Annotated in this window: 21 protein-coding genes; 5 read left to right on the top strand and 16 right to left on the bottom strand. The window is 71.1% G+C overall.

What is annotated here, in order from left to right:
* Window positions 1-9 precede the first annotated feature (9 nt).
* From KYK13_RS01435 to KYK13_RS01405, 7 genes are all read right to left on the bottom strand, one after another.
* On the bottom strand, window positions 10-930 hold the full coding sequence (locus KYK13_RS01435; RefSeq protein ID WP_223641245.1) for a hypothetical protein: 921 nt from the start codon (window positions 928-930) through the stop codon (window positions 10-12).
* Complete coding sequence (locus KYK13_RS01430; RefSeq protein WP_223641242.1) at window positions 930-3,641, bottom strand: TonB family protein; 2,712 nt, start codon at window positions 3,639-3,641, stop codon at window positions 930-932. The genes KYK13_RS01435 and KYK13_RS01430 overlap by 1 nt, the downstream gene beginning before the upstream one ends.
* A 41-nt stretch (window positions 3,642-3,682) precedes the next feature.
* On the bottom strand, window positions 3,683-4,471 hold the full coding sequence (locus tag KYK13_RS01425) for an energy transducer TonB (protein ID WP_223641238.1): 789 nt from the start codon (window positions 4,469-4,471) through the stop codon (window positions 3,683-3,685).
* Window positions 4,472-4,475: 4 nt separating this feature from the next.
* On the bottom strand, window positions 4,476-4,904 hold the full coding sequence (locus KYK13_RS01420; protein ID WP_223641236.1) for a biopolymer transporter ExbD: 429 nt from the start codon (window positions 4,902-4,904) through the stop codon (window positions 4,476-4,478).
* Window positions 4,905-4,906: 2 nt separating this feature from the next.
* Window positions 4,907-5,581, bottom strand: a complete 675-nt coding sequence (locus KYK13_RS01415) for a MotA/TolQ/ExbB proton channel family protein (RefSeq protein ID WP_223641234.1) — start codon at window positions 5,579-5,581, stop codon at window positions 4,907-4,909.
* Window positions 5,582-5,675: 94 nt separating this feature from the next.
* Entirely contained in the window at window positions 5,676-7,817 is a 2,142-nt protein-coding gene (locus tag KYK13_RS01410) for a caspase family protein (RefSeq protein WP_223641231.1), read from the bottom strand.
* Window positions 7,818-7,917: 100 nt separating this feature from the next.
* Window positions 7,918-8,754 carry an oxidoreductase gene (locus tag KYK13_RS01405; protein WP_223641229.1) on the bottom strand — a complete coding sequence of 279 codons (837 nt, stop codon included), beginning with the start codon at window positions 8,752-8,754 and terminating at the stop codon, window positions 7,918-7,920.
* Between the two features lie 89 nt (window positions 8,755-8,843).
* Between KYK13_RS01405 and KYK13_RS01400 the strand changes: the two genes are divergently transcribed.
* Window positions 8,844-9,740 (top strand): LysR family transcriptional regulator, encoded by an 897-nt coding sequence (locus KYK13_RS01400; protein ID WP_223641227.1) that lies wholly within the window; start codon window positions 8,844-8,846, stop codon window positions 9,738-9,740.
* On the opposite strand, the gene KYK13_RS01395 is transcribed toward KYK13_RS01400, so the two are convergent.
* The gene (locus KYK13_RS01395) at window positions 9,718-10,572 is read right to left on the bottom strand and encodes a DUF5131 family protein (protein WP_223641225.1); all 855 of its coding nucleotides are present in this window, start codon (window positions 10,570-10,572) and stop codon (window positions 9,718-9,720) included. The two genes, KYK13_RS01400 and KYK13_RS01395, sit on opposite strands and share 23 nt — an antisense overlap.
* A 40-nt stretch (window positions 10,573-10,612) precedes the next feature.
* The gene (locus KYK13_RS01390; protein WP_223641223.1) at window positions 10,613-11,248 is read right to left on the bottom strand and encodes an SRPBCC family protein; all 636 of its coding nucleotides are present in this window, start codon (window positions 11,246-11,248) and stop codon (window positions 10,613-10,615) included.
* 170 nt (window positions 11,249-11,418) lie between these two features.
* Here KYK13_RS01390 and KYK13_RS01385 point away from each other — a divergent pair, with 170 nt between their 5' ends.
* Window positions 11,419-12,912, top strand: coding sequence for an HAD-IG family 5'-nucleotidase (locus KYK13_RS01385; RefSeq protein WP_223641221.1), 1,494 nt, complete (start codon window positions 11,419-11,421; stop codon window positions 12,910-12,912).
* Between the two features lie 25 nt (window positions 12,913-12,937).
* On the opposite strand, the gene KYK13_RS01380 is transcribed toward KYK13_RS01385, so the two are convergent.
* The gene (locus tag KYK13_RS01380) at window positions 12,938-13,396 is read right to left on the bottom strand and encodes a DUF2267 domain-containing protein (protein ID WP_223641219.1); all 459 of its coding nucleotides are present in this window, start codon (window positions 13,394-13,396) and stop codon (window positions 12,938-12,940) included.
* A gap of 208 nt (window positions 13,397-13,604) precedes the next feature.
* On the opposite strand from KYK13_RS01380, the gene KYK13_RS01375 reads away from it, so the two are divergent.
* Both KYK13_RS01375 and KYK13_RS01370 read left to right on the top strand, forming a co-directional pair.
* The gene (locus tag KYK13_RS01375) at window positions 13,605-14,123 is read left to right on the top strand and encodes a hypothetical protein (protein ID WP_223641217.1); all 519 of its coding nucleotides are present in this window, start codon (window positions 13,605-13,607) and stop codon (window positions 14,121-14,123) included.
* A gap of 181 nt (window positions 14,124-14,304) precedes the next feature.
* The gene (locus KYK13_RS01370) at window positions 14,305-14,601 is read left to right on the top strand and encodes a hypothetical protein (RefSeq protein ID WP_223641214.1); all 297 of its coding nucleotides are present in this window, start codon (window positions 14,305-14,307) and stop codon (window positions 14,599-14,601) included.
* A gap of 92 nt (window positions 14,602-14,693) precedes the next feature.
* Here the strand turns inward: KYK13_RS01370 and KYK13_RS01365 are convergent, their stop codons facing one another.
* Both KYK13_RS01365 and KYK13_RS01360 read right to left on the bottom strand, forming a co-directional pair.
* On the bottom strand, window positions 14,694-15,296 hold the full coding sequence (locus KYK13_RS01365; protein ID WP_223641211.1) for a transglycosylase SLT domain-containing protein: 603 nt from the start codon (window positions 15,294-15,296) through the stop codon (window positions 14,694-14,696).
* Window positions 15,297-15,404: 108 nt separating this feature from the next.
* Window positions 15,405-16,448 carry a trypsin-like serine protease gene (locus KYK13_RS01360; RefSeq protein WP_223641208.1) on the bottom strand — a complete coding sequence of 348 codons (1,044 nt, stop codon included), beginning with the start codon at window positions 16,446-16,448 and terminating at the stop codon, window positions 15,405-15,407.
* Window positions 16,449-16,878: 430 nt separating this feature from the next.
* Between KYK13_RS01360 and infC the strand changes: the two genes are divergently transcribed.
* A complete protein-coding gene (infC, locus tag KYK13_RS01355) occupies window positions 16,879-17,631 on the top strand; it encodes a translation initiation factor IF-3 (RefSeq protein WP_223646464.1) in 753 nt (250 codons plus the stop codon).
* A 137-nt stretch (window positions 17,632-17,768) separates the two neighbouring features.
* Here the strand turns inward: infC and KYK13_RS01350 are convergent, their stop codons facing one another.
* The 4 genes from KYK13_RS01350 to KYK13_RS01335 form a co-directional block, all read right to left on the bottom strand.
* The gene (locus KYK13_RS01350) at window positions 17,769-19,217 is read right to left on the bottom strand and encodes a sialidase family protein (protein WP_223641206.1); all 1,449 of its coding nucleotides are present in this window, start codon (window positions 19,215-19,217) and stop codon (window positions 17,769-17,771) included.
* Between the two features lie 153 nt (window positions 19,218-19,370).
* The gene (locus tag KYK13_RS01345; RefSeq protein WP_370645264.1) at window positions 19,371-20,828 is read right to left on the bottom strand and encodes a DHA2 family efflux MFS transporter permease subunit; all 1,458 of its coding nucleotides are present in this window, start codon (window positions 20,826-20,828) and stop codon (window positions 19,371-19,373) included.
* Between the two features lie 320 nt (window positions 20,829-21,148).
* Window positions 21,149-21,679 carry a hypothetical protein gene (locus KYK13_RS01340; RefSeq protein ID WP_223641203.1) on the bottom strand — a complete coding sequence of 177 codons (531 nt, stop codon included), beginning with the start codon at window positions 21,677-21,679 and terminating at the stop codon, window positions 21,149-21,151.
* 12 nt (window positions 21,680-21,691) lie between these two features.
* Window positions 21,692-22,069, bottom strand: coding sequence for a hypothetical protein (locus tag KYK13_RS01335; RefSeq protein WP_370645262.1), 378 nt, complete (start codon window positions 22,067-22,069; stop codon window positions 21,692-21,694).
* Window positions 22,070-22,084 lie beyond the last annotated feature (15 nt).

The raw sequence follows: 22,084 nt of genomic DNA, 5'->3' as shown, positions 1-22,084 counted from the left end.
CGCATCCCCTCAAGGAGCCCAGCGCGCGCGGCGGGTGAGCCAGGACTGGCCTCCGCGCCCGTCCCGCACGACGGCCCAGAAGGTGACGTCCCGCGCGGAGCCGCCCTCCTCGGGAGGCTCCCACTCCGTGCGGTGGCGCCCGACCTCTCCACCGAAGTCCGCGCCGCCCGTCTCCGTTTCGGAGAACTCACCGAACGTGGTGTGCCACGACACCTTCCACGCCTCCGTGAGCGCCACCGGCCCGGACGTCAGCCCCGGCACCACGTAGTGCTCCTCCAGCCCCGTCAGGTCCTCCACGGTGATCACGAAGGGCCCCTGGCCCTTCAGCTCCGGGACCGCGTCCACCGCCCACGGGGCGTCGTCGAGCCGCAGGCCCGGCAGCTCCGGGTTCACGTTCGCGGTCATCCCCTCCACTATCGGGCATGAGAAGACCATCAGCTTCTGCGCGTACACCGCCTCGTCGCCCGCCCGGGCGTGGAGCACCAGCGGCATGCGCAGCCCGCCCAGCCCCAGATAGGGATCCTTCTCCCGCACGCGCACCAGGAGCGGGGTGCCGTCCTGGGCCTGGGTATCGCCGGGGCGGATGGTGACCGACAGCTCGCTCTCCGTGGTGGAGCCTTCCGCCAGTTGCACGCGATTGGCCGTGTCCGCGCACGTGGTGTCGTCCACGTCCGCGCAGGCCCAGAGCGTGTACTGGATGGAGCGCCCGCCGCCGGCCGGGTCCGCGAACAGCGCGCGGAACGTCACCGGCTCGCGCAACGCGTCCAGGTCCGCCTGCGTGAAGTCACAGCTGGGAGCCATGAGCTCCGGGCGCTCGGTGGCGAGCCCCAGCACCCGGAAGTCGTGCACCCGGTCCGGCGAGTCCTCTGGATCCACACAACCCACGGCGCCCAGCGCGAGCACCAGGCCGCACGTCACAAGGGCCTTCATCAGAAGCTTCCTTTCACACCCACGACGGGGAGCAGGGGGATGCCCGGCAGTTTGTACTTGCCGCGGTAGCGGTAGTCGTCGAGGTCGAACTCGGCGTTCTTCCGGTTGTAGAGGTTCTGCACGTCCAAGTAGGTGGTGAGCGTCCAGTTCTCGAAGCGCCAGCTCTTGTCCACGCGCACGTCCAGCTGGTGGAAGCTGCCCGAGCGCGCGGAGAGGTAGGGCCCCGGCGTCGGCTCGAACCGGTTTCCATCCCCCCGGAACACGTCGTAGGAGTGCTGGAGCGGCGTGGTGGGCCGGCCCGTGGTGTAGCGGAAGCGCCCGCCCACCTCCCAGCCGTTGCCCAGCAGGTAGCTGGCCACCAGCGTGAGGATGTGCGTCTGGTCCCACGGGCTCAGGCCGTAGGCCTGCTCCTCCGCGTTCGCGCGGGAGCCGCCCGTGACGGCCGGCAACGGCCCGGCGCGCCCGTCCTCGGCGTGGCTGAAGGTGTACGAGAGCCAGCCGCTCCACTTGTCGGTGGGAGAGAGCCGGGCCTTCTTCACCATCAACTCCAAGCCCAGGGCCTTGCCGATGCCGTCGTTGCTGAAGCGCTCCTGGAGGAACCCGCCCCCCTCCTGGAGCAGCTGCCCGGGCGTCACGACGTTCTTGAAGCGGCGGTTGAAGAAGCCCGTCAGGTCCACGTTCACCGCGTCCATGACCCGCTGCTCGACGCCGAGGCTGGCCTGGAAGGCCCGCTGATACCCGAGCCTGGGGTTACCGTATGGCAGCGGGATGAACTGATACGTCTCCGCGTGCTGGCTGTAGAGGCCCGCCGAGCCCTTCAGAGCGGTCCGCTCGCTGGCCGCGTACCGGAGCCAGAGCCGTGGATCCAGGGCCAGGTTGTCCGTGCCGTTGACGTGCTGGAGGTTGCCCCGCACGCCGGGGGTCAGCGTGAACGCGCCCCACTTGAGGTCCGCCTCCAGGAAGAGGCCTCCGTCGAAGCCGTTGAGCGTGATGACCTTGCGCTGCATCTCGGTCCGAGGCTCGGCGCCGGGGAAGGGCACGTAGTCGGTGCCCCCGGAGATGGGGAGCAGCGCGGACACCTCCACGTGCTCGAAGTACGCATCCACGCCCGTGCGCAGCGTGAGCGCGGAGGACAGGTCCAGCGACAGCGTCTGGCGCGCCCCCGCGGAGTAGATGCGGTCGTCCTCCTGGAAGGTCCCCAGCTCCGCGCGGACCTTGTCCAGGCCCACATAGGGCGTGAAGACAGAGGTGAAGTCGCCGCGCCGGTACGTCCAGTCTCCCTTGATGCGGTGGAACTGGGTGTGGGTGCCGAGCTTGATGTCCCGCGACTGGTCGCCTCCGGAGGACACGACGGAGAGCTGATCATCCGCGCCGAAGGCCATGATGTAGCCGGTGCTGCGCCCGGCGCCGGACACCGGGGCCTCCTTGGAGCGCGAGCCCAGGTCCACGCGGAGCTGGTAGTCCCAGTAGCGAGGCACCACCGACATCGTGCGCCCCTCCTCCTTCGGGAGGACGAGCGGCAGCAGCGCATCCACATACGAGCGCCGGGCCGCCGCGGCCACGCTGACGCCCTCCGTGACGGGGGCCTCGAGGAAGAAGGCGGCGTCCACGAAGTCCACCTTCACCGAGCCGTGCACCGTGTCGCTGGCCCCCTTGCGCGTGGCCACGTCCACCACGCCGCCCACCGCGCGGCCGTACTGGCTGCCGTAGCCGCCCGGGTAGAAGTCCAGCGAGTCGATGAACTCGGCGTTGACCACCGAGGGCCCGCCCAGCAGGTGGAACAGCAGGGGGATGCGCACCCCGTCCATCAGCGTGGCGGACTGCCCCGGGTTGGAGCCTCGCACCAGCAGGTCGCCCGAGTTGAACGGCGCGCGCGCGACACCCGGCAGCGCCTGGATGACGCGGATGGGGTCGCCGAAGGTGCCCGGCGTCTTCTGCGCCTCCTCGCGGGACACCGTGCGGCGGACCACCTCCTTCTTCGGCCGCTCCGAGCGCACCACCGTCTCGAAGGCCCCGCCCCTGGGCACCAGGTAGAAGACGATCTCCGTCGTCTCCCCCGGCTTCAGCGTCTCCGTCGTCTGGTAGAGCTGGAAGTTGGACGCCACCACGCGCACCGCGCACTCGCCCGGCTCGACCTGGAGCGAGAAGCGCCCCTCCTCGTCCGACAGGGCCTCGGGCGCCTCCGGGTCGTCCCCGCAGCGCACGGTGGCCCCCGCCACGCGCGAGCGGCTGCCGCGCGAGATGAGCTGACCGGTGAGCGTGGCCCTGGGCCTCTCCACCTCTTCGGGCGGGGCGTCCGGGGACGCGGCGGGCGCGGAGAGGGTGAAGTGATAGACGTACTCCACCTGCACGGGGGCCGGCACGCCGTCCACCTCCGCGGGGGAGAACTGGAAGGCGCGCACCGCCTCCAGGGCGGCCTCGTCGAAGCCATGGCCCACCGGTTCGGCGGGCTGCGCGTCGGCGACGGTGCCGTCCTCCGCGATGGTGATGATCAGCTTCACGTCGGCGGTGAGCCCCTGGGCCGCGGCGTCGGGGGGATAGGCCGCCTCCACGGACTTCACCAGGACGGGCGCCTTGGTCATCTGTGGAGCGGGCTTCGCCGCTTCAGTGGCGGGAGGCGGGCGGGAAGGCTGGCCCTGGGCGAGCGCGGACGCACCCGTCAGGAGCGAGGCCGCGATGAGCGCGGCTCGGGCGTTCAGGTTCGAGGACATGTCGGGGTGGGATGGTGGGTGGGACGGCGGGACGGCGGCGCTCAGTCGAGCAGGAACGTGTACGCGTACTTCATTTCAGTGGAGACGGCCTCACCGCCCTTGATGGCCGGCTTGAAGCGGAAGCGCAGGATGGCGTCGCGCGCCGCCTCGTCCAGCCCGTAGCCCGGGCCCGACACCACGCGCGCGGCCACCACGTGCCCCTCCGTGTTGATGGTGATGGACAGCGTCACCGTGCCTTCGATGCCCGCCCGGCGGGCCTCGTCCGGGTAGGGAATCTTCACCTCGCCCGCCAGCCGCGGCTCGCTGTCCACCTGGTAGATGGGCGTGTACTTCGGCGCCGAGTAGGCCTTCACGTCCTTGGGCGCGGTCGCCTTGTCCGCGGCGCGCCCGTACAGCGTGTTGCCCACCGGCGCGGCGAAGCTCCCCGCGTTCGTCGTGGAGGACATGGAGAGGCCCACCACCAGGGGCGCGGCCTTCGTGGGCGCGGGCGCGTCGTTGGGCGGCGGTGGCGCATCCACCGGGGGCGGCGGCGTGGGCCGTGGCGAAGGGGCCACCTTCACCGCCGGCCGGGGGACGACCCGAGGCCTGGGCGGTTCGGGCTTGGGCTCCTCCTTCACCTCCTCCGGGGGAGGCGGCGGCGGCTTCTGGACCTCCACCATCACCAGCTCCACCGGACGCTGGGGCACGGGCCGGTCCGCGGACCGGGCATCGAGCAGCACCAGCGCGCCGGCATGCAGCGCGAGCGAGCCGGCCACGAAGCCCACCAGCCATCGCGAGCCACCGCTGCGTGGGAACGCGGATGCGCCATCTTCCAGGGCAAGCGGGCTCATGGGGCTAGAGCCCCGCCTTCGCGGGGGCCGCGTCCTGCTGGATGTTGAGGGCGAACTTCGCGATGCCCTGCCCCTTCACCACGTCGATGAGGTGCATCACGCGGCCATAGGGCAGTGACTGGTCGGCGCTGATGATGGCGCGGGTGTCCTTGTCCTTGGCGACCTCCTGCGCGATGCGCTTCGCCAGGGCCTCCTCGCCGAGCTCGGTGCCGTCGAAGAACAGGCGGCCCTCCTTGTCGAGCACCACGTTGACCAGCCCCTGCACCGTCTCTCCGCCGTTGGCGGCGCGCGGCAGGTCCACCTCCACCGTCTCCCGGACGATGAAGTTGGCCGTCACCATGAAGATGATGAGCAGCACCAGCACCACGTCCACCAGCGGCGTGACGTTGATGCCGCTGATTTCGTCGTCGTTCTCCGCGGCTCCCCCGGCCATGGCTAGCGGACCTCCGAGCGCAGGCTGCCCATGAGGGCGTGGCCCAGGGCGTTGGTGCGGCTGGTGAGCGTCTTGAGCTGGCGGTTGAAGACGTTGAAGGCCACCACCGCGGGGATGGCCACGGCCAGCCCCACCGCCGTGGCGACGAGCGCCTCGGAGATGCCGGACATGATGGTCTCCTGGATGGCCGCGCCCTTGACGCTCATGGCGCCCAGGTCGTGGAAGGCCTTGATGATGCCGAGCACCGTGCCGAACAGGCCGATGAACGGCGCGTTGTTGCCCAGCGTGCCCAGGAAGGACAGGAAGCGCTCATACTGGGGACGCTCCCGCGCGATGATGGAGGCGATGACCTCCTCCACGGCGTCCGCGCCCCGGCCGGAGGAGGCCAGGCCCTCCAGGATGACGGCGGCCTCCATGCCGCGCCGGCCCTTCACCGACTCACGGACGGCGTCGAACTCCCCCCGGGCCAGCCGCTGCGTCAGCACCTCCGAGTCCCGCAGCCGGTGGCGCGCGAAGTACAGCGAGCGCTCCAGCATCACGGCGATGGACAGCACCGACAGGACCACCAACACCCACAGCACCCACTCCGCGCTGGAGATCGTCACCCCCAGCAGCTTGCTGCTCAGCCACCCCAGGCCCTGCGTGGGGACCTGGGCGAAAAAGACCATCGAGGACATCGTGTTTCCCTTCGCGGAGCGAATTGGCGCGAAGGGAAACACCGTGCCCCGGAAAATCTGTCACCGGGGCCATTCACTTTCCGGAAGGAGGCGCTCAGATGCGGACCCCGAGCATGAGTCCGGGCCAGAGGCGGTCGGCGGCGGCCTCCCCACCCAACGCCAGCTGGGGAATCCAGCTCACCGCGCGGTCCTCGGAGTCCTTGGGCACGTCGTAGTAGTTCAGGGAGACGCCCGTGAAGAAGGCGAGCCGCCGCTTCAGCTCCCACCCCACCATCAGCCGCAGCCGGCCGAGCCGATGCGGGGGCGCCGCTCCGAAGAACTGCGAATTCCACCTGCCATAGCTCACGTCGGTGTCCAGGTAGACCGACGGCGACGGGGTGAAGTGGAGCCCGAGCCCCAGGAACTCGAAGCTGCGGTACGTCTTCTCCCAGGGTTGGACGCCGTGGGTGAGCAGCACGTAGACGCGCTGGCTGCCGTACTTGATGCCCACGTTCACGGACGCGATGTCGTCCGCCCAGACCTCGAACGCCAGCCGCCCCTTGCGCACGATGTTGAGCGCGCCGATGGGCACCGTCACGTCGTCGGCGATGTTGAGCAGGCCCAGCTGCACCCCCCGCACCTCGCCGCCCACGTTGAGCAGCCCCACCTGCGTCCCGGTGACGGCCCCGCCGATGTTGATGAGGCCGACCTGCATGCCCCGCAGCACCTCCGACGTGTTGATCATCCCGCCCTGGAGGCCGCGCATCTCCGCGTCGGTGCGGTTGAGGGTGAGGCTCAGCTGGACCCCGGTGAAGGAGCCCTCGGCGATGTTGAGGACGCCCGCGAGCTGCGCGCCCTGCCCGTCTCCGAACGCGAGGTTTCCGCCGAGCGCCACCTGGCCGCCCCGCACCTCGCCGCCCGACACGTTGGCGAGCCCGGAGACCTGAAGGCCCTCCAGGGTCCCATCCACCCAGCCCATGCCGCCCGCCAGCCCCACGCCCCGGACCTGGAGGGAGCGCGAGCCCAGCACGCCGAACGAGACATGGTTCAGGCTCCGCGGCCCCAGCCAGGTGTTGGTGGCCAGCGGCGGCACCAAGGACACGTTGAGCGGCACGGTGGGGGCATCCAAGGGGCCGCGGTCCTCCAAGGGCGCATCGCCTCCGCCGCGCTGGGCGGTGTGCAGCAGCGTCATGGGGATGAAGTCGCCCACCCGGAGCTCCGCCTCGCCCCGGCCCGCCACGGCCAGCTCCGCTTCGAAGCGCTGCGAGGGGCGCTCCAGGGTGACGTGGTAGCGGCCCGGATCCAACCCGAGCGACAGGCGCCGCCCCGCGGGCTTCTGCAGCTCCACGACGAGCTGGTTGCCCCAGTTGCGCACGAAGAGGCGGCCCTCCAGCTCCTTCGCCAGCGCGAGCCGGGCCTGCGAGCCGCGCAGGTCGGTCATCACCAGGTCGCCGCTGCCCGCCAGCTGCATGTCATAGGACGCGTGCTGGGGCCCGCCCTGGCTGCGCTCCGTGCGCGCGAGCGTCTCGTGGTAGGCGAACTGGTAGGCCTCGTCCAACGTGACGCGGCCGTCACCATTCGTGTCCGCGGCGCCCCGCAGGCCGGAGAGCAGGAAGTGGGTGAAGAACGAAGCGCCAATGGAGTCCGCCTCCTGGGCCACTTCGTCCGCGGAGCTGGAGGCGAGGAACGCGTGCCCGCGCACCTGCGAGGACACGTCCGAGAGGAAGGCCAGCCGGCTCACGCCGCCCTTGAAGCGGGTGAGCGAGCCGGAGCCGCACGAGTCGAGGATGGCGATGCGCACTTCGACCGGGATGTCGGTCAGCAGCCGGCGCAGCTCCGTGTAGGCCAGCCTCTCACCGCGAGGCAGCAGGCCCTCCGAGTCCGAGTGGCCCGAGTAGTAGAACACCAGCTCGCGCCGGGCCTCCGTGGGAGGCGTGCTGGAGATGAGCTGGCGCATCCGCGCGATGGAGGACACCAGCGTGTCCCGGGTCGGCTCCAGCAACAGCAGCCGGTCCTCCGCGGCCACCCCCCCCAGCTCCTCGAGCACGCGCGAGAGGGCCAGCACGTCGGAGCTGGCGTAGCGCAGCCGCTCACGCCCGGCCCCGCCCTCGCTGGAGCCGATGAGGAGGGCATAGCGCCGGATGGCGGCGCGAGGCTCCTCGCCAGGGGAAGCCGTGGCCCGGGTCGCGCCGAGCAGGCACAACACGCCCAGCAGTGCGCCCAGGCGACTCCAACGGCTGACGGCTTTCTTCCCCATGGTGAATCACGCCGCGTTCCCCGGCCGGGCGCGAGGCGGACTTCATACTCCAAGGGCTTGGCCGGGCGCGAGTCCCTGCCTCACGGGGAGGGGCCGGGTCTCAGAACCCCATCGACAGCGCGAGCTGCTCCGTGCGGTTCACGTCCTCCAGCACCTGCGCCAGCTTCTCGCGGATGGCTCCGGGGGCGTCCGGCCCCAGGGGGAGCCGCAGGGTCGGGGCTCCCGCGGACACCGCGTCCACGATGGCCTTCGCCGCCTTCACCGGGTCCCCGGGCTGCGTGCCGGCGGACTGCGCCACATGGGCGCGCATCGGGCCCACGGACTCCGCGTAGGCCGCCAGCTCCGGCATCCGCCGGTACGACGGGCCCAGCAGGTTCGTGCGGAACATGCCCGGCTCCACGATGAGCACCTTCACACCGAATGGCGCGACCTCCTTCGCGAGCGATTCCGACAGGCCCTCCAGCGCGTGCTTGGCGGCGCTGTACGCCCCCACTCCCGGGTATGTGACCAGCCCGGCCACGCTCGTGAGCTGCACGAGGGTGCCCGTCCTCCGCTCCCGCATGTGCGGCAGCACCGCGCGCGTCATCGCCACCGCGCCGAAGAACAGTGGCTCGAAGGCCGCTCGCAATTCCGCGTCGCTCGTCTCCTCCACCGCGCCCAGCAGGGTGTAGCCCGCGTTGTTCACCAGCACGTCGATGGCGCCGAAGCGCTTCAGCGCCGCCGTGACGGCCTCCTGCACCTGCTCCGGCCTCGTCACGTCCAGCCGCGCCGCGAGCACCCGGTCCGGTGCCCGTGCCACCAGGTCCTCCAGCGTGCGCGGGTCTCTCGCCGTCGCGACGACGCGCTCCCCCCTTGCGATGACCTCCTCCACGATGCTCCGGCCGAACCCCGACGACGAACCCGTGACGAACCAGACCTTGTTGCCCTGTGCGCTCATGACCGCCTCCGTGTGGTCCATGAAGTACGCCCGCGGCCCGCGCTCCGAAACGCGTCGTCGCTGCATGCGCTTTGTAGCTACCCTAAGGAATGCGCGATGACCTCTCCGGCCTGATGGCGTTCCTCGCGGTGGCTCACAAACGCAGCTTCACCGCCGCCGCGGCGGAGCTTCAGGTCACCCCCTCCGCGGTGAGCCAGAGCCTCCGGGCCCTGGAGGAACGCGTCGGTGTGCGGCTCCTCCAGCGCACCACCCGCAGCGTGGGACTCACCGAGGCCGGCTCGCGCTTCCTCGCGCGGCTCGAGCCCGCGATGCACGGCGTGCAGGATGCCTTCGAGTCCCTCGGCGAGCTGCGCGACCGGCCCTCGGGACTCCTGCGACTGACCCTGCCCCGCTTCGGCTACCAGGAGGTGTTGGGGCCCCGGCTCGCGGAGTTCCTCGCCGCCCATCCCGACATCCGCGTGGACATCCAGTTGGATGACGCGCTCGTCGACATCGTCCAGCAGGGCTTCGACGCGGGCTTCCGCATGGGCGAGCTCGTGGACCGCGAGATGATCGCCATGCCCGTGAGCGGCGACATCGTCATGCATGTGGTCGGCTCGCCGGCCTACTTCGCGAACCGCGGCAAGCCGAAGCATCCTCGCGACCTGCGCGACCACGACTGCATCAACTACCGCAGCCGGACCACCGGCAGCCTCTACCGCTGGGGCCTCACCGACGGCGGCAGACGCATCGAGGTCTCCGTCGAGGGCCGCGTGGTGTTCGATGACTCGGAGCTGGTGTTGGACGCCGCCGTCGCCGGGTTGGGGCTCGCATACGTCCCGGAGAGCCGCACCCGGAAGCTCCTCGCGGAGAAGCGGCTCGTGCGCGTGCTCGAACCGTACTCCGCCACCCTCCCCGGCTTCTTCCTCTACTACCCGAGCCGCGCCCAGGTGGCGCCCAAGCTCAAGGCGCTCATCGACTTCTTCAAGGTGAAACGGCGGCGCTGATCACGCCCCCGCCGCCAGGGACACGCGGCGACAGCCACGGGGCCGCCAGCGCTTCGGCCTCCTCCAACAGCCGCAGGCGCCGGGCGTCGTCGGGGAACGGCGCCGCCGTGCTCCGGGGGAGCGCGTCGTACGTGCGACCGTCCAGCACCCGCCCGGCCGCCGCCTTGCGCTTGCCGCCCCACTGCTTGAAGAAGAAGGCCACGCCCGCCGCGGCACACTGCTCGCGCACGGAGCGGACCCACTCGGGGTCCAGCGGCCTCGCCTTCGCGCCGCTCTCGCCTCCGACAATCACGCCGTCAATGCCCGTGAAGTCCACCCAGCCCAGGTCCTCCAGCAGCGGCTCGATGGAGAGGAACCGCACCCTCGCGGGCGTGGCCCGCAGGTGCTTCACGCGCGGCAGGCCGTACTTCCGGTCCTCCACGCTCACGCCCCACCACACGTTCGGCAGCCTCGCCGCGAACGCGAGCCGCGTGGACAGGAGCCGCTGCATCCGCTCCGCTCGCTTCGTCAGCACCTGGAACGTGTGCCAGTCCGCCAGCGCCATCACCCGCGCCACCGCTTCGATGTACGCCTCCGGGACGTCGTCCAGGAACAGGTCGCTCATCGAGTTCACGAACACGCGCCTGGATGCCTTCCAGCGCAGCGGCTCGGCGAGCTTCCCCGGGATCAGCTTCAGGTCGAAGCCCTGCTCATAGGGGTGGCCCGGCACGCCGCGGAAGCGCTCGGCGAACGTCTCCGCGTAGCAGTGCTTGCACCCGGGGCTCAGCTTCACGCAGCCGCGCACCGGGTTCCACGTCGCATCCGTCCACTCAATCTTGGAGTTGTCAGCCATGGCGTCCGGGAGGAACAGCCGGCCCGCATGCCTCCATCCCCTACTTCGTGGGAGGCGACTCCACGCTCAGCGACTTCGCCCGCTTCTCCACGGCGCGCAGCGTGTCCACCACCGCGTCCTTCTGCCCCATGTTGGCCAGAAACCCCGGGATGGAACCCGCGGGGTCCACCGTGAACTTGTAGACGGCCCAGGAGGTGCCTTCGCCCTTCGGCTCCACCTTCCAGCTGCCCTCATTCAGCCGCAGCCGCACCACGTCCCGGCGCGCGGGGAACGCGTCCGGCTCCGCCTTCCAGTGCTGTTGGTACACGCCCGTCCCGTCCGGCGCGACCTTCGACTCCGTCACCACGTGGCAGATGTAGTCGCGCGAGGACACCACCGGCAGATCCAACCGCGTGTACGTGAGCCGCCCGCCGTCATCCGTGGGCCGCACCACCCGTGACTCCTTCACGTACGGCATGAAGAGCCGGTACGACTCCTGGTCCTCCAGCGCCGTCTGCACCTGCGCCGCGCTCGCCTTGAGCTCCCCTTCCGCCCAGATGTCCTTCGCCTTCGTCCCCGGACGGGGCCGCACCTTGATCAGGTAGGGCGTGGTGGCCACCGTGTCCCATTCCTCCTCCGCCCCCGCCACGCCCGCCACCAGCACCGCCGCCAGGGCCAGGCCCCAGCGCCGCGTCATTCCCGACATGTCTTCTGCCCTTCGGTTGCGCGCATGCCCGGCCCTTGGCGGCGCGCGCGTCACCTGTATCCCATCTTTCCGACACCCGGACGGCCCGGGCCTGCCCACGAGGCGACTCGGGCACACGGGCCGCTCGACTTTGCGTGGAAGCCTTGGCAAGCCTTGCTCCCATGCGTCCTCACTACTCCGGTCCTCCGCCCGAGCGCGGCCTGTTCTGCAACCGCACCCTCAACATGCGTGCCATCAAGGCCGTGGGTTACGACATGGACTACACGCTCATCCATTACCGCGTGGAGGCGTGGGAACGCCGGGCCTACGAATACATTCGCGACCGGCTGGTGGAGCAGGGCTGGCCCGTGGCCGACCTGACGTTCGACCCGATGCTCGCCATCCGCGGGCTCATCATCGACACCGCCAAGGGCAACCTCCTCAAGGCCAACCGCTTCGGCTTCGTGAAGAAGGCCCTGCACGGCAGCCGCCCCATGGACTTCGAGGCGCAGCGCGAGGCCTATACCCGCACCGTCATCGACCTGGCGGACCGGCGCTGGGTGTTCCTCAACACGCTCTTCTCCCTCTCCGAGGCCTGCATCTACGCGCAGCTGGTGGACCGCCTGGACGCAGGCCAGCTCCCCGGCCCCATGGGCTACGCGGACCTCTACGAGCACGTGCGCAAGAACCTGGACGCCACGCACATGCAGGGGCGCCTCAAGGCCGAAATCATCGCGGACCCCGAGCGCTACGTCATCGACGACCCGGAGACGCCGCTCGCGCTGCTGGACCAGAAGAACGCCGGCAAGAAGGTGCTGCTCATCACCAACAGCGAGTGGGCCTACACCGAGCCCATGATGCACTTCGCCTTCGACCGGCACCTGCCGGACGGCATGACCTGGCGCCAGCTGTTCGACGTGGTCATCGTCAGCGCGCGCAAGCCCGAGTTCTTCACCACGCGCTCCACCCTCTTCGAGGTGGTGGAGGTGGGCGGCGAGGCGCTCCTGCGTCCGCACTCCGGGCCGCCCGACAAGAACAAGCCCTACTTCGGCGGCAGCGCGCTGGAGCTGGAGCGGCACCTGGGCCTGTCCGGCGATGAGATCCTCTACGTGGGCGACCACATGTTCGGCGACGTGCACGTCAGCAAGAACGTGCTGCGCTGGCGCACGGCGCTCATCCTGCGCGAGCTGGAGGACGAGGTGCGCGCCATCGCCGCCTTCCGCGCCACCGAGCTGCGCATCGGCGAGCGCATGCTCAAGAAGGAGCGCCTGGAGGCGGAGAGCTGCCAGGTGCGCCTGGAGCTCCAGCGGCGGCGCCACCAGTACGGCCCGCGCTCGGACGTCCCGGAGGGCGACCTGGTGACGCGCCTCACGGAGCTGCGCGCGGAGCTGGAGGCGCTGGACGCGGAGCTGGGCCCCATGGCCCGCGCGGCCAGCGAGCTGTCCAACCCGCACTGGGGCCTGCTCACCCGCGCCGGCAACGACAAGAGCCACCTGGCGCGGCAGGTGGAGCGCTACGCGGACATCTACACGTCGCGCGTGAGCAACTTCCTCTTCGCCACGCCGTTCGTCTACCTGCGCAGCCCGCGCGGCAGCCTCCCGCACGACCCCAGCCTCCCCGGCGGCACCCCGGTGTTCACCACCGGCGACGGCGCGGGCGGCGGATCCGCGGAGTAGCGCGGGTCCCCGTGGCGCCCCGCCGCTACTGCGTGAGGCGCCAGAGGGCCTGCAGGTCCGAGGGCAGGTTGCTGGCGACCTTGTCCGCCTCGCCCTCCGAAATCTGGTCCTGCACGGCGCGCAGCACCGTGCGGACCACCACCTCCGCCTGGTCCTCCGGCATCAGGAGGTCCTCCGCCACGGACGCGACCATCTCCTCGCGGCCGAAGCGGTGGGGGCGCGGCGGGCGCTCTTCCGGCGGAGGCAGGAACTCCACCAGCAGGCGCGGCAGCTGGGACTCCAGGTTGCGCGCCCCGTTGGGCATGAGCCGGCGCTCCAGCGCGCTCAGCACCGACACGGCGGCGGACTCGGCGAGCGCGGGAGGCATGCCGCCCAGGTCGCACAGGTGGCGGATGAACGCCGCGTAGCTGGCGCGCACGTGGGCTTCGTGCCGCCGCGCGTGACGTTCCTGCTTCTCGGTTTCGGTTTCGTGGCCCTGGGCCATGGGCGCCTCCGGAGGTGAGGGGACGGGACCTCCTGAAGGTGGATACCGGAGCGCCGGCCCGCGCCCGGCAGGCAGGCAGGCCCCGCCCCCTGGCGCCCCACCCCCGCCCGGCCTCCGGAGGAATCCCCTGGAAATGCCAGGGGTTACTGAACATGTGTCCAGACCTCCGAACGGAGCGGGACCGGGCGACCCGCCGCGTGAAGCGGCCATGTCAGACCCCTCCCGTAGAAATGATCGCGTGAGCCACTCGACCCCGCCATCGTCTCCGTCGCGAGTCCTGGAGCAGCGCAACCTCCTGGGGGGCCTGGACCTCCTGCCCGTGATGGGCCGGGGCAGCCGCAAGCGCGGGCGTCAGTTCCACGTCCCCTCGGAGCGCAAGCTGGGCTTCGCCGCCGCGCTGGCGCTGGTGGTGGAGCACGGGAAGGAGAAGGCCAAGGAGACGGGCACCACGTCCATGACGCGCTGCCCGCGCTGCGGCCACGTGGGGCCCACGGAGCAGGACTTCGGCTTCCGCATCATGAGCCAGGGCCAGCGCCGTCCGCAGTCCTGGTGCCGGGGCTGCCGCGGCCAGCACCTGGAGCCGGTGAACGCCTCCGCGCCCCGCCCCCAGGACGGCTGGCTGTTCCCGCCGGAGGCCACGGAGAAGCCGCAGAAGGCGAAGGCGGCCAAGTACAGCAAGCCCAAGGCGAAGAAGCGCGCCCGCCGCAGCAACGAAGACCTCACCTGAGCATGCCGCTCCTGACGTGATTCCCACTTCGGGGAGACCGTCAGTCCGCGTGCCCGCTGTCGTCCCGCGCCACCGGGCGCCGCGCGTCCCGCATGCTCCCGGAGCGGCCCCTGTCCCGCCCGTCGCCAGGGATGGCAATGACCTGCCGGGGTTCCTACCTCCACTTCAAAGGAGGACATTCATGTCCGTTCGGACCCGATTGGCAGGCATCAAGAACCGACGCCGCGTGGATCCCCATGCGGCCCAGCCGAGCGTGCAGGCCAGCCATGGGCGCAAGACCCTGCCTCACGACGAGGCGCTGCGGCTGCTCATGCAGAAGGCCCTGAAGCGCGTGACGCTGGGCCCCGCCGCGGGCGACCACGGCCCCAAGCGCAACAACCGGGGCACGGGGTTGCGCGGGCGCAAGAAGGCGCCCAGCCAGCTCCACATCAAGAGCGCGGGCGGCCCGCGCGACCGCTCTCCGCTGCACGGGGGCTAGAAGCCTGTTCCTGGAATGACGACGCCCCGCGTGGGAGACGGAACGGACCGTCTTCCACCGCGGGGCGCGGTGCGTCTGGCTTTGCGCGCCGGTCAGTAACCGACGTAGCCGCTGCCGCTGTTCAGGCCCTGGATGCCGGGGACGTTGGACACGGAGCCGTAGCGCTCGATGGAGTAGCGGACGCCGGCGATGATGTTGTCCACCGGGTTGCGGATGTTGTCGTGGCCCGGGAGCTTGTACGCGTCGAACGTGGGCTGGATGGTCTGCATCAGGCCGATGGACGGCGTGCCCTTCTGGGCGTTGGAGTCCCAGAGGTTGATGGCGTTCGGGTTGCCGCTGGACTCGTGCTCGATGATCTTCGCGATGTCCTGGGGGTTCATCTTGTCCGTCGGGACGCCGTTGGCCTTGAGGATGTCCATGGCCTGCTTGATCCAGTCACCCACCTGGCCCGGGGGCACGTCACCCACGGCCTGCGAGGACTGCGCCCCCTGCGTTCCGCCCGTCAGGTCCGGCCCCTTGGCGACACCCTGCGCCTGGAACTCATCCTTGCTGCCCGGGATGTTGAGATTCGCATCCGCGTAGATGAGGTCCTTGTTGGTGATGTTCGGGTTCGCCTTCACCAGCGAATCCACGTCCGTGTTGAAGCGCTTGGCCAGCGCGCTCAGCGTGTCGCCCGACTTGATCTTGTAGTCCATGGGGAGGAGGACCTTTGTGACTGCCGAAAACGTCTGTGCCTGATTCTCGGAGTTTGATTCGCAGAGTTTCGCCTACATTTACGGTTCTGTAGGTGCTCTCACGCCGAGTCACGCCCGGAACCGGCCTCCCGGAATCCTGCGGTGGGACTGTCGCCAGAAGAGCCCCAGCAGGACGGCGAGTGTAGCACCCAGGTCTCCGGCGCTCGTGTCACAGCCGCCTTTTTCCCCGGGCTTTTCGTCCCCAGGTGTCGACGGGTCGACGGTGGCCTCGCACGGGGTGAAGCAGCGGCAGGCGGCGTCCCCGTCCACCTCCAGCCGGGCGCACATGCCTTGCGTGCCACAGGCGGAGTCCTCCGTGCAGGCCGCGCCGTAGGTCCCGGCCTGGAGCGCGGGCAGGAGGCAGCGGGCGGGGGCGTCCCCGGCGCTGACGCACAGCAGGCCCGAGGGACAGTCCGCGTCGCTCGCGCACGTCTCCCGGCAGAGGGCGTCCCTGGGGAGCGGCGCGGTGGGTGCCGGAGGCGGGGCCTGCGCCAGGAAGGGGCGGAGGAAGTCCGCCAACGCGTCCACCCGCACCTGGACCGCCTCCGTCCGGCAGGCCACGTCGCCGCTGACGGTGAGCCCCTGGAGCACCTCGCTCCCGGCGGGGCCTCCCAGCACCGGGCCTCCGCTGTCCCCTACGCAGGTCATGGCCGGGGCGGGGCCGGCGTGGAAGGCGCTGCCGGACACCCCCGTCACCTGGAGCGGGCCCTGCCGCCGCTGGCCCGCGGGTCGGGTGGCGTCCTTCGTGTCCCCGTAGCCCACCGCCCGCACGACCTCTCCCGGCGCCACCGGGGCGTCCCCCGCCCCGGGGAGGCGGAAGGGCACGACGTCCGTCACGGGCACCGCCAGCCGCAGGAGCGCGGCGTCCCAGGCGTGCGTGGCCGGGACGTAGTCCGGGTGGGCCACGGCCCGGGTGACCCGCACGAACCGCCCTCCGGGCCCGGGCTCCGGGAGCAGCTGGGCGCCCAGGAAGACCTCGTAGGGGCCCGCCTCACCGAAGATGGCCAGGCAGTGCGCCGCCGTCAGCACCACGTCCGGCGCGATGAGGGCCCCCGAGCAGAGGAGCACCGGCGCCTCCCCCCCACACCGCGTGCGGCGGGCCACCAGGGCCACGGCCGCCGCGTCCCCGGGCGCGTCCGTCCCCTGGACCAGGGCTCCCTTCCGGCTCCCGGCAGGCCCGGAAGCATCGGAAGGGCCGGCGGCATCCACCGGACCGATGGAGGGCAGGCAGCCGAGCACCCACCAGGCCCCGAGCGCAACCGCCCTCCAGGGTCGGCATCCTGTCCGTTCCCGGGCGGAGGCGGCGGAGCGTTTCACCATGAGCCGCATCATAGGCAACAGGGGGTCATGGGAATGGGGGGTGCCCCGCGTTACCTTGCCCCGGGGGGACGTGAACCGGATAGAGTCCGTTGCACGTCTCCCTGCCCCTAGGGGCGGAAGGCACGCCTGCCTGCCTTCTCCGCCGGAGGGGACTGCCACATTGGAGGGTCCGCCACATCTTCACGGGTGGTGGGTCCGCTAACCCTTTTTGGAGGATGTTCACATCATTCGCGAACAGAGAAACAGCAGCCGCGGTCCCAACCGGGACCAGAGAACCAACCGCCGCATCCGCGCGCGTGAAGTCCGTGTCGTGGGCTCGGATGGTTCGCAGCTCGGCGTCATGACCCTCGAGGCCGCGCTCGAGCGGGCTCGCACCGAGGGGCTCGACCTGGTCGAGGTCAGCCCCATGGCCAAGCCGCCAGTCTGCAAGATCATGGACTACGGCAAGTTCAAGTACGAGGAGAAGAAGAAGGCCTCGGACGCGAAGCGCACACAGGTGGTCATCCAGCTCAAGGAAGTGAAGCTCCGTCCCAAGACGGAGGAGCACGACTACGAGTTCAAGGTGCGCAACACCCGCCGGTTCATCGAAGAGGGCAACAAGGCCAAGGTCGTCATCCAGTTCCGCGGGCGTGAAATCACGCACAAGGAGCTGGGCAGCGCCATCCTCGATGACGTCATCAAGGACCTGAAGGACGTGGCCGTGGCGGAGCAGCTGCCGCGCATGGAAGGCCGGCAGATGTTCATGATCCTGGCCCCCACGCCCAAGGTCGCGCAGAAGGCGCGCGAGCAGGCGCGGCAGGCCGCGGCGGCCGCCCGCAAGTCTCCGCCCCCTGGCGCTGGCGGCAAGAAGCCCCAGGCGGCCGGTGCGCCGGGCGCGGAGGGTGCCTCCACGGCGCCGGTGGAATCCGACGGCGCCAGCGACGCCGACGATGCGGGTCCGGACGACGCGCAGGACTCCGCTCCCGCGACGACCTGACCGTCGCGCGCTTCCCGCGTCTCCCCTCGCAGGGAGACGCGCACACGGGCGGTTCCCCTCGGGAGGCATCCCGGGGAGACCGCCCGCGTTCGTTTCCTCGAGGCCTGGCCTCGCCGCTTCGGGGAGGCCCTGCCTCGCTAGCCGGGCAGCAGCCGCGTGCGACGGCGGCGGCCCCGCTCCATCAGGAAGAACGTCACGCCCACCGCGAGCATCGCGCTGCCACCGCCACACCCGGCGGCCATCGCCTGCTGTGCGGGGCTCGTCGCGGCGCTCGCCAGCGCGCCGGGGTCCTGCGGCGGTTCGAACCCGGAGCCGCCGCTGGCGGCGAAGCGCGCGTCGTCCTCGTCGCCGGCCAGGGCCTGCTTCGCCGCGACGGACCGGGACTTGAGCGACGACGCGTTGATGGAGAAGAAGGACAGCCGGTCGCTGGAGCCGGAGGACGGCTCGATGCCGAAGAAGCACATCAGCGGCACGCCCGAGGGCAGCACGTCCGGCGCCGCCGGGTAGCCCGCGAAGCCGGACACCGACGCGAGCTCCTTGCCCGCACCCGGCTTGCCGCTGGAGGACAGCGCGCGGACCCACAGCCGGTAGCCGGTGCCGTCGCTCCGGGGCTGGTTGTAGAAGAGGTACAGGCTGCTGCCCATGCGCACGAGCGCGGGCTGCGAGGCCCAGTCCCCGTCCTCCAGCACCTTCACCGGAGAACCGAAGGCGTTGCCGTCGAAGCGGCGGTACAGGAGCCGTTCGGAGTTGTCCTTGTAGACCAGGTGCAGGCCGCCCTTCCCGTCCGCCACCGCGCTCATCGCGGCCCCGTGGTAGATGCCGTCGGAGAAGGCGGTGCGCGTGGAGGACCAGCTGGACACAGCCGCGCTGTCATCACGGATGCGGTAGTGCGTGGTGTCGCGGCCGTCGTGTGAGCTCCACAGCATCATCAGCCGGCTGCCCAGGCTGATCAGCCGCCCACCGCCGCGCTTCGGGATGTCACGCGCGAGCGCGGACTGCGTGCGGAAGGTGGAGCCGCCGTCGCTGCTCACGGAGATGACCAGCGTGTTGCTCGCGTCCTTCTCCCGCAAGAAGGCCTGCACCCAGAAGCGGCCCTTCGAGTCGCGCGCCAGCTCCGCGCGGTAGTACGCGGTGCTGGAGCTGGTGGAGTCGAAGACGCGCACGGGCCTGTCCGGGAGCCAGTGGTTCTTGGACGCGCTGTAGCGCCACCACTGGAAGTACACGTCGCGGGACGTGGAGCCACTGATGCCCTGGCTGTCCGGCGTCTCCACCGCGTAGACGAGCGCCACGTCCTTGCCCACCGCCACCAGGTCCGCGCGGTCGTAGGTGGAGCCGTCGTGGATGATGCCCTCCTGCTTCCAGCTGCTGCCGCCGTTGTCGCTGCGGAACAGCCGCAGGCCGTGCCCGTCCTGCCCGCCCTGCTGCACGGCCGCGAGCAGCACGGAGCCCTCGCTGCGGGACACGCGCACGATGTGCCGGTGCGCGGGCAGCGTCAGCGCGTTGCCCCCCCGCACCGGGACGGCCGAAGGCGGGGTCGCCGCCGTCATGCCCGCGAGCAGGAGCCCTGTGAGTGCCGCCCAACCCATTCCCACCCCCTCCGTTCGATTCCCCGCCGGGAAACTGGGGGGGAGGGCGGGACGAATGAAGGTGGGAAAAAGGGGTGCTGCCTGCCCGCCCGCCCTCCAGCGGAGGCTCGGGCGGAAGTCTTGCGGCGGCGGCGGCGTCGTTTGACGGACGCTTCAGCCGCGCGCCGCGGCCCGGCCACCGATGTGCTGGCCCGCGTCCGGACGCAGCCGGCGGAAGAGCGGCCCGGCCAGCGACGACACGACGCCGATGGCGAGGAACGGCAGGAGGAAGCGGTCCGGCGTGAGGCGCACGTCTCCGCCGCCTCGCGCCACGTGCAGCATCAGGCCACCGAAGCTGATGCCCACGCTCAGCGCCATCTGCTGCGTCACCACCGCGATGGTGGAGGCGTTGCTCACCGCCTCCTTGGGGATGTCCGCGTAGGCCACCGTGTTGGTGGCGGTGAACTGCAAGGAGCGCATGAAGCCGCTGCACACGAGCGCGCCGATGATGACCGGGATGGACGTGCCGTGTCCGAAGAAGGCGGGCACCGCCGTCAGCGCGGCGGTCAGCAGGTTGGAGGCGATGAGCGTCTGGCGGAAGCCCACGCGGCGGATGAGCGCGGGTGCCACCGGCTTGCATGCGAAGGCGCCCAGCCCCGTCCCGATGGTGACGAGCCCCGCCTCCAGCGGCCCCCAGCCCAGGGCCACCTGGAAGAGCAGCGGCAGGAGGAAGGGCGTCGCGCCCAGGCCGATGCGCACCAGCGCGCCGCCCACCATGCTGGCGCGGAAGGTGTCCACCTGGAACAGGCGCAGGTTGAGCACCGGGCGCGGCGTGCGCAGCGCGTGCCGCACGTAGGAGGCGAGCGCGCCCACCGCCACCAGTGAGATGCCCACCTGCACGGGCCACGACACCAGGCCGATGCCCACCGTCTCCGCCGCGCCCATCAGCGCGGTGATGGCGACCACGGCGATGGCGAAGCCCTTCGTGTCGAAGGGGCCCGGGTCCGGCTGCTTCAGCGGCGGCACGAAGCGCGCCACGGCCCACATGCCCAGCACGCCCACCGGCACGTTGATGAAGAAGATCCACGGCCAGTCCGCGACACCCAGGATGAAGCCCGCCAGCGGCGGCCCCAGGAGCGGCCCCACCAGCGCGGGCATGGTGAACCAGCTCATCGCGGACACCAGCTTCTCGCGCGGCGCCGAGTTGACGACGATGAGCCGTCCCACGGGCGTCATCAGCGCGCCGCCCAGCCCCTGCAGGGTGCGGAAGGCCACGAGCTGCGCGAGCGTCCTCGAGAAGCCGCACAGCACGGAGCCCGCGAGGAACACGACCATGGCGGTCATGAAGACGCGGCGCGGACCGAAGCGGTCGGCGATCCACCCGCTCGCGGGCGCGAGCACGGCCAGGGCCAGGATGTACGACGTCAGCGCCAGCTTGAGGTGGACGGGGTCGGTGCCGAACGCCACGGACAGTGTGGGCAGCGCGGTGGACAGCGCCGTGGAGTCCAGGAACTCCATGAACAGCGCGCTGGCCACCGCGATGGATGCCAGCCGGGAGCCTCGAATGGAGGGGGTGCTGGACGGTGCGGTGGAGGCAGTCGCGGTAACGGACATCTCCTTTTCTATGCGCATGTCGCGCCATGCCTGTCACGCCCATGTGAGGGCCTGGCGGTTCCCGGCAGAAGCGCTCGTACTCCCAGCGCGAAGCGGTGGGGCCGTCCCGTGAAGCGGGCGCGGCGTGCCAGTTGGAGGACAGGCGGGCGGGCATCGCGGCCGACAGGTCCCAGGGCATGCGGCCCACCTCCCCGGTCGCGCTCCGAGACCGGTCCGGCTGTCGGACAGGTCTCCGCGGATCAGCGGGAGCAGGGCCCCCGGCCCGGTCGTCAAAACCTGTCCGACTGTCGGACAGGTCTTCGCCGAGCGCCCCCGGCGGGGAGCCCTCCCCCCTTCCGTCAGGGTTCGGGCGGTTCGTTCCGCGCGGCCTCGGCCAGGGTGCGCGCCTCTTCGCGCAGCTCCTCCAGGCGGAGGCGGTGGCGCTGGAGCAGCGCGTCCACCTGGTCGCCGCGGGTCTTGTCCCCGCGCGCCCTCGCCTCCTGACGCTCGCCTTCCAGCCGCGACACGTCGCGCCCCAGCAGCGTGGCGATGTGCTCCGTCTTCTCCAGCTTCCAGCGCGCCGTCTGCGGCAGTTCCTCTGGAATGGGGTCGTTCTGCTGCGGCGGCGCGTTGGCCACCTCCGGCTCCGGCGGCACATCTCCGGGAGCGGAAGGCACCACCGTGGCGTGCGGCGGCGCGGAGTCCGGCGTCCGCACCGTCACCGCGCGCTCCGGCGACACCGGCGCCGCCGTCACCGGCGCGGGAGCCTCTTGGGGTGTGTCAGAACCGGACGCCCCAGGGGCCTTCCGGGCCGGCCACAGCAGCACGGCGCCGAGCGCAATCACCAGCACGCTCGCGCCGCCCAGCATCACCCGATCGCGGTTCCGCATCGTCCACGCTCCCTACAACCGAAGGCGCCAGCCGTCACCCTGGCGCTCCACCCGGAAGAGGAACGGCTCCGCGCGCTCCGTCCCTCCCTGCGACACCCGCGCCCGCACGACCACCGCGTTCGGGTCGCGGCCATCCACCTTCGCGTCCAGCACGTCCACCAGGCCCAGGTTGTGCTCGCGCAGGTCCTTCACCGTCTCCTCGCATGAAGGCACGCCCTGCCCCGTCACCAACATGGGGCCGAGCACCGCGCAGTCCCCGGAAGGCAGGGCCTGGAAGAAGCGGCGCACGGCCGCCTCGCCTGCCTCCGCCTTGGAGGACGTCGTGGACGGACAACCGGGCACGGCGAGCGCGGCGAGCCACAGCCCCGCCGCCCCCACCCCGTGTCTCACCGCGCGTCCCATCCT

It is taken from the genome of Corallococcus sp. EGB (genome assembly GCF_019968905.1).
In the GTDB taxonomy this organism is placed as follows: domain Bacteria; phylum Myxococcota; class Myxococcia; order Myxococcales; family Myxococcaceae; genus Corallococcus.
The sequence above is the reverse complement of the archived record's forward strand: the minus strand, read 5'-3'. Positions and strand labels throughout refer to the sequence as shown.

Excerpts from the sequence above, each read along its gene's own strand:
- KYK13_RS01435 (WP_223641245.1), bottom strand. The coding sequence starts at position 930 with ATGAAGGCCCTTGTGACGTGCGGCCTGGTGCTCGCGCTGGGCGCCGTG.
- KYK13_RS01430 (WP_223641242.1), bottom strand. The coding sequence starts at position 3,641 with ATGTCCTCGAACCTGAACGCCCGAGCCGCGCTCATCGCGGCCTCGCTC.
- KYK13_RS01425 (WP_223641238.1), bottom strand. The coding sequence starts at position 4,471 with ATGAGCCCGCTTGCCCTGGAAGATGGCGCATCCGCGTTCCCACGCAGC.
- KYK13_RS01420 (WP_223641236.1), bottom strand. The coding sequence starts at position 4,904 with ATGGCCGGGGGAGCCGCGGAGAACGACGACGAAATCAGCGGCATCAAC.
- KYK13_RS01415 (WP_223641234.1), bottom strand. The coding sequence starts at position 5,581 with ATGTCCTCGATGGTCTTTTTCGCCCAGGTCCCCACGCAGGGCCTGGGG.
- KYK13_RS01410 (WP_223641231.1), bottom strand. The coding sequence starts at position 7,817 with ATGGGGAAGAAAGCCGTCAGCCGTTGGAGTCGCCTGGGCGCACTGCTG.
- KYK13_RS01405 (WP_223641229.1), bottom strand. The coding sequence starts at position 8,754 with ATGAGCGCACAGGGCAACAAGGTCTGGTTCGTCACGGGTTCGTCGTCG.
- KYK13_RS01400 (WP_223641227.1), top strand. The coding sequence starts at position 8,844 with ATGCGCGATGACCTCTCCGGCCTGATGGCGTTCCTCGCGGTGGCTCAC.
- KYK13_RS01395 (WP_223641225.1), bottom strand. The coding sequence starts at position 10,572 with ATGGCTGACAACTCCAAGATTGAGTGGACGGATGCGACGTGGAACCCG.
- KYK13_RS01390 (WP_223641223.1), bottom strand. The coding sequence starts at position 11,248 with ATGACGCGGCGCTGGGGCCTGGCCCTGGCGGCGGTGCTGGTGGCGGGC.
- KYK13_RS01385 (WP_223641221.1), top strand. The coding sequence starts at position 11,419 with ATGCGTCCTCACTACTCCGGTCCTCCGCCCGAGCGCGGCCTGTTCTGC.
- KYK13_RS01380 (WP_223641219.1), bottom strand. The coding sequence starts at position 13,396 with ATGGCCCAGGGCCACGAAACCGAAACCGAGAAGCAGGAACGTCACGCG.
- KYK13_RS01375 (WP_223641217.1), top strand. The coding sequence starts at position 13,605 with ATGTCAGACCCCTCCCGTAGAAATGATCGCGTGAGCCACTCGACCCCG.
- KYK13_RS01370 (WP_223641214.1), top strand. The coding sequence starts at position 14,305 with ATGTCCGTTCGGACCCGATTGGCAGGCATCAAGAACCGACGCCGCGTG.
- KYK13_RS01365 (WP_223641211.1), bottom strand. The coding sequence starts at position 15,296 with ATGGACTACAAGATCAAGTCGGGCGACACGCTGAGCGCGCTGGCCAAG.
- KYK13_RS01350 (WP_223641206.1), bottom strand. The coding sequence starts at position 19,217 with ATGGGTTGGGCGGCACTCACAGGGCTCCTGCTCGCGGGCATGACGGCG.
- KYK13_RS01345 (WP_370645264.1), bottom strand. The coding sequence starts at position 20,828 with ATGCGCATAGAAAAGGAGATGTCCGTTACCGCGACTGCCTCCACCGCA.
- KYK13_RS01340 (WP_223641203.1), bottom strand. The coding sequence starts at position 21,679 with ATGCGGAACCGCGATCGGGTGATGCTGGGCGGCGCGAGCGTGCTGGTG.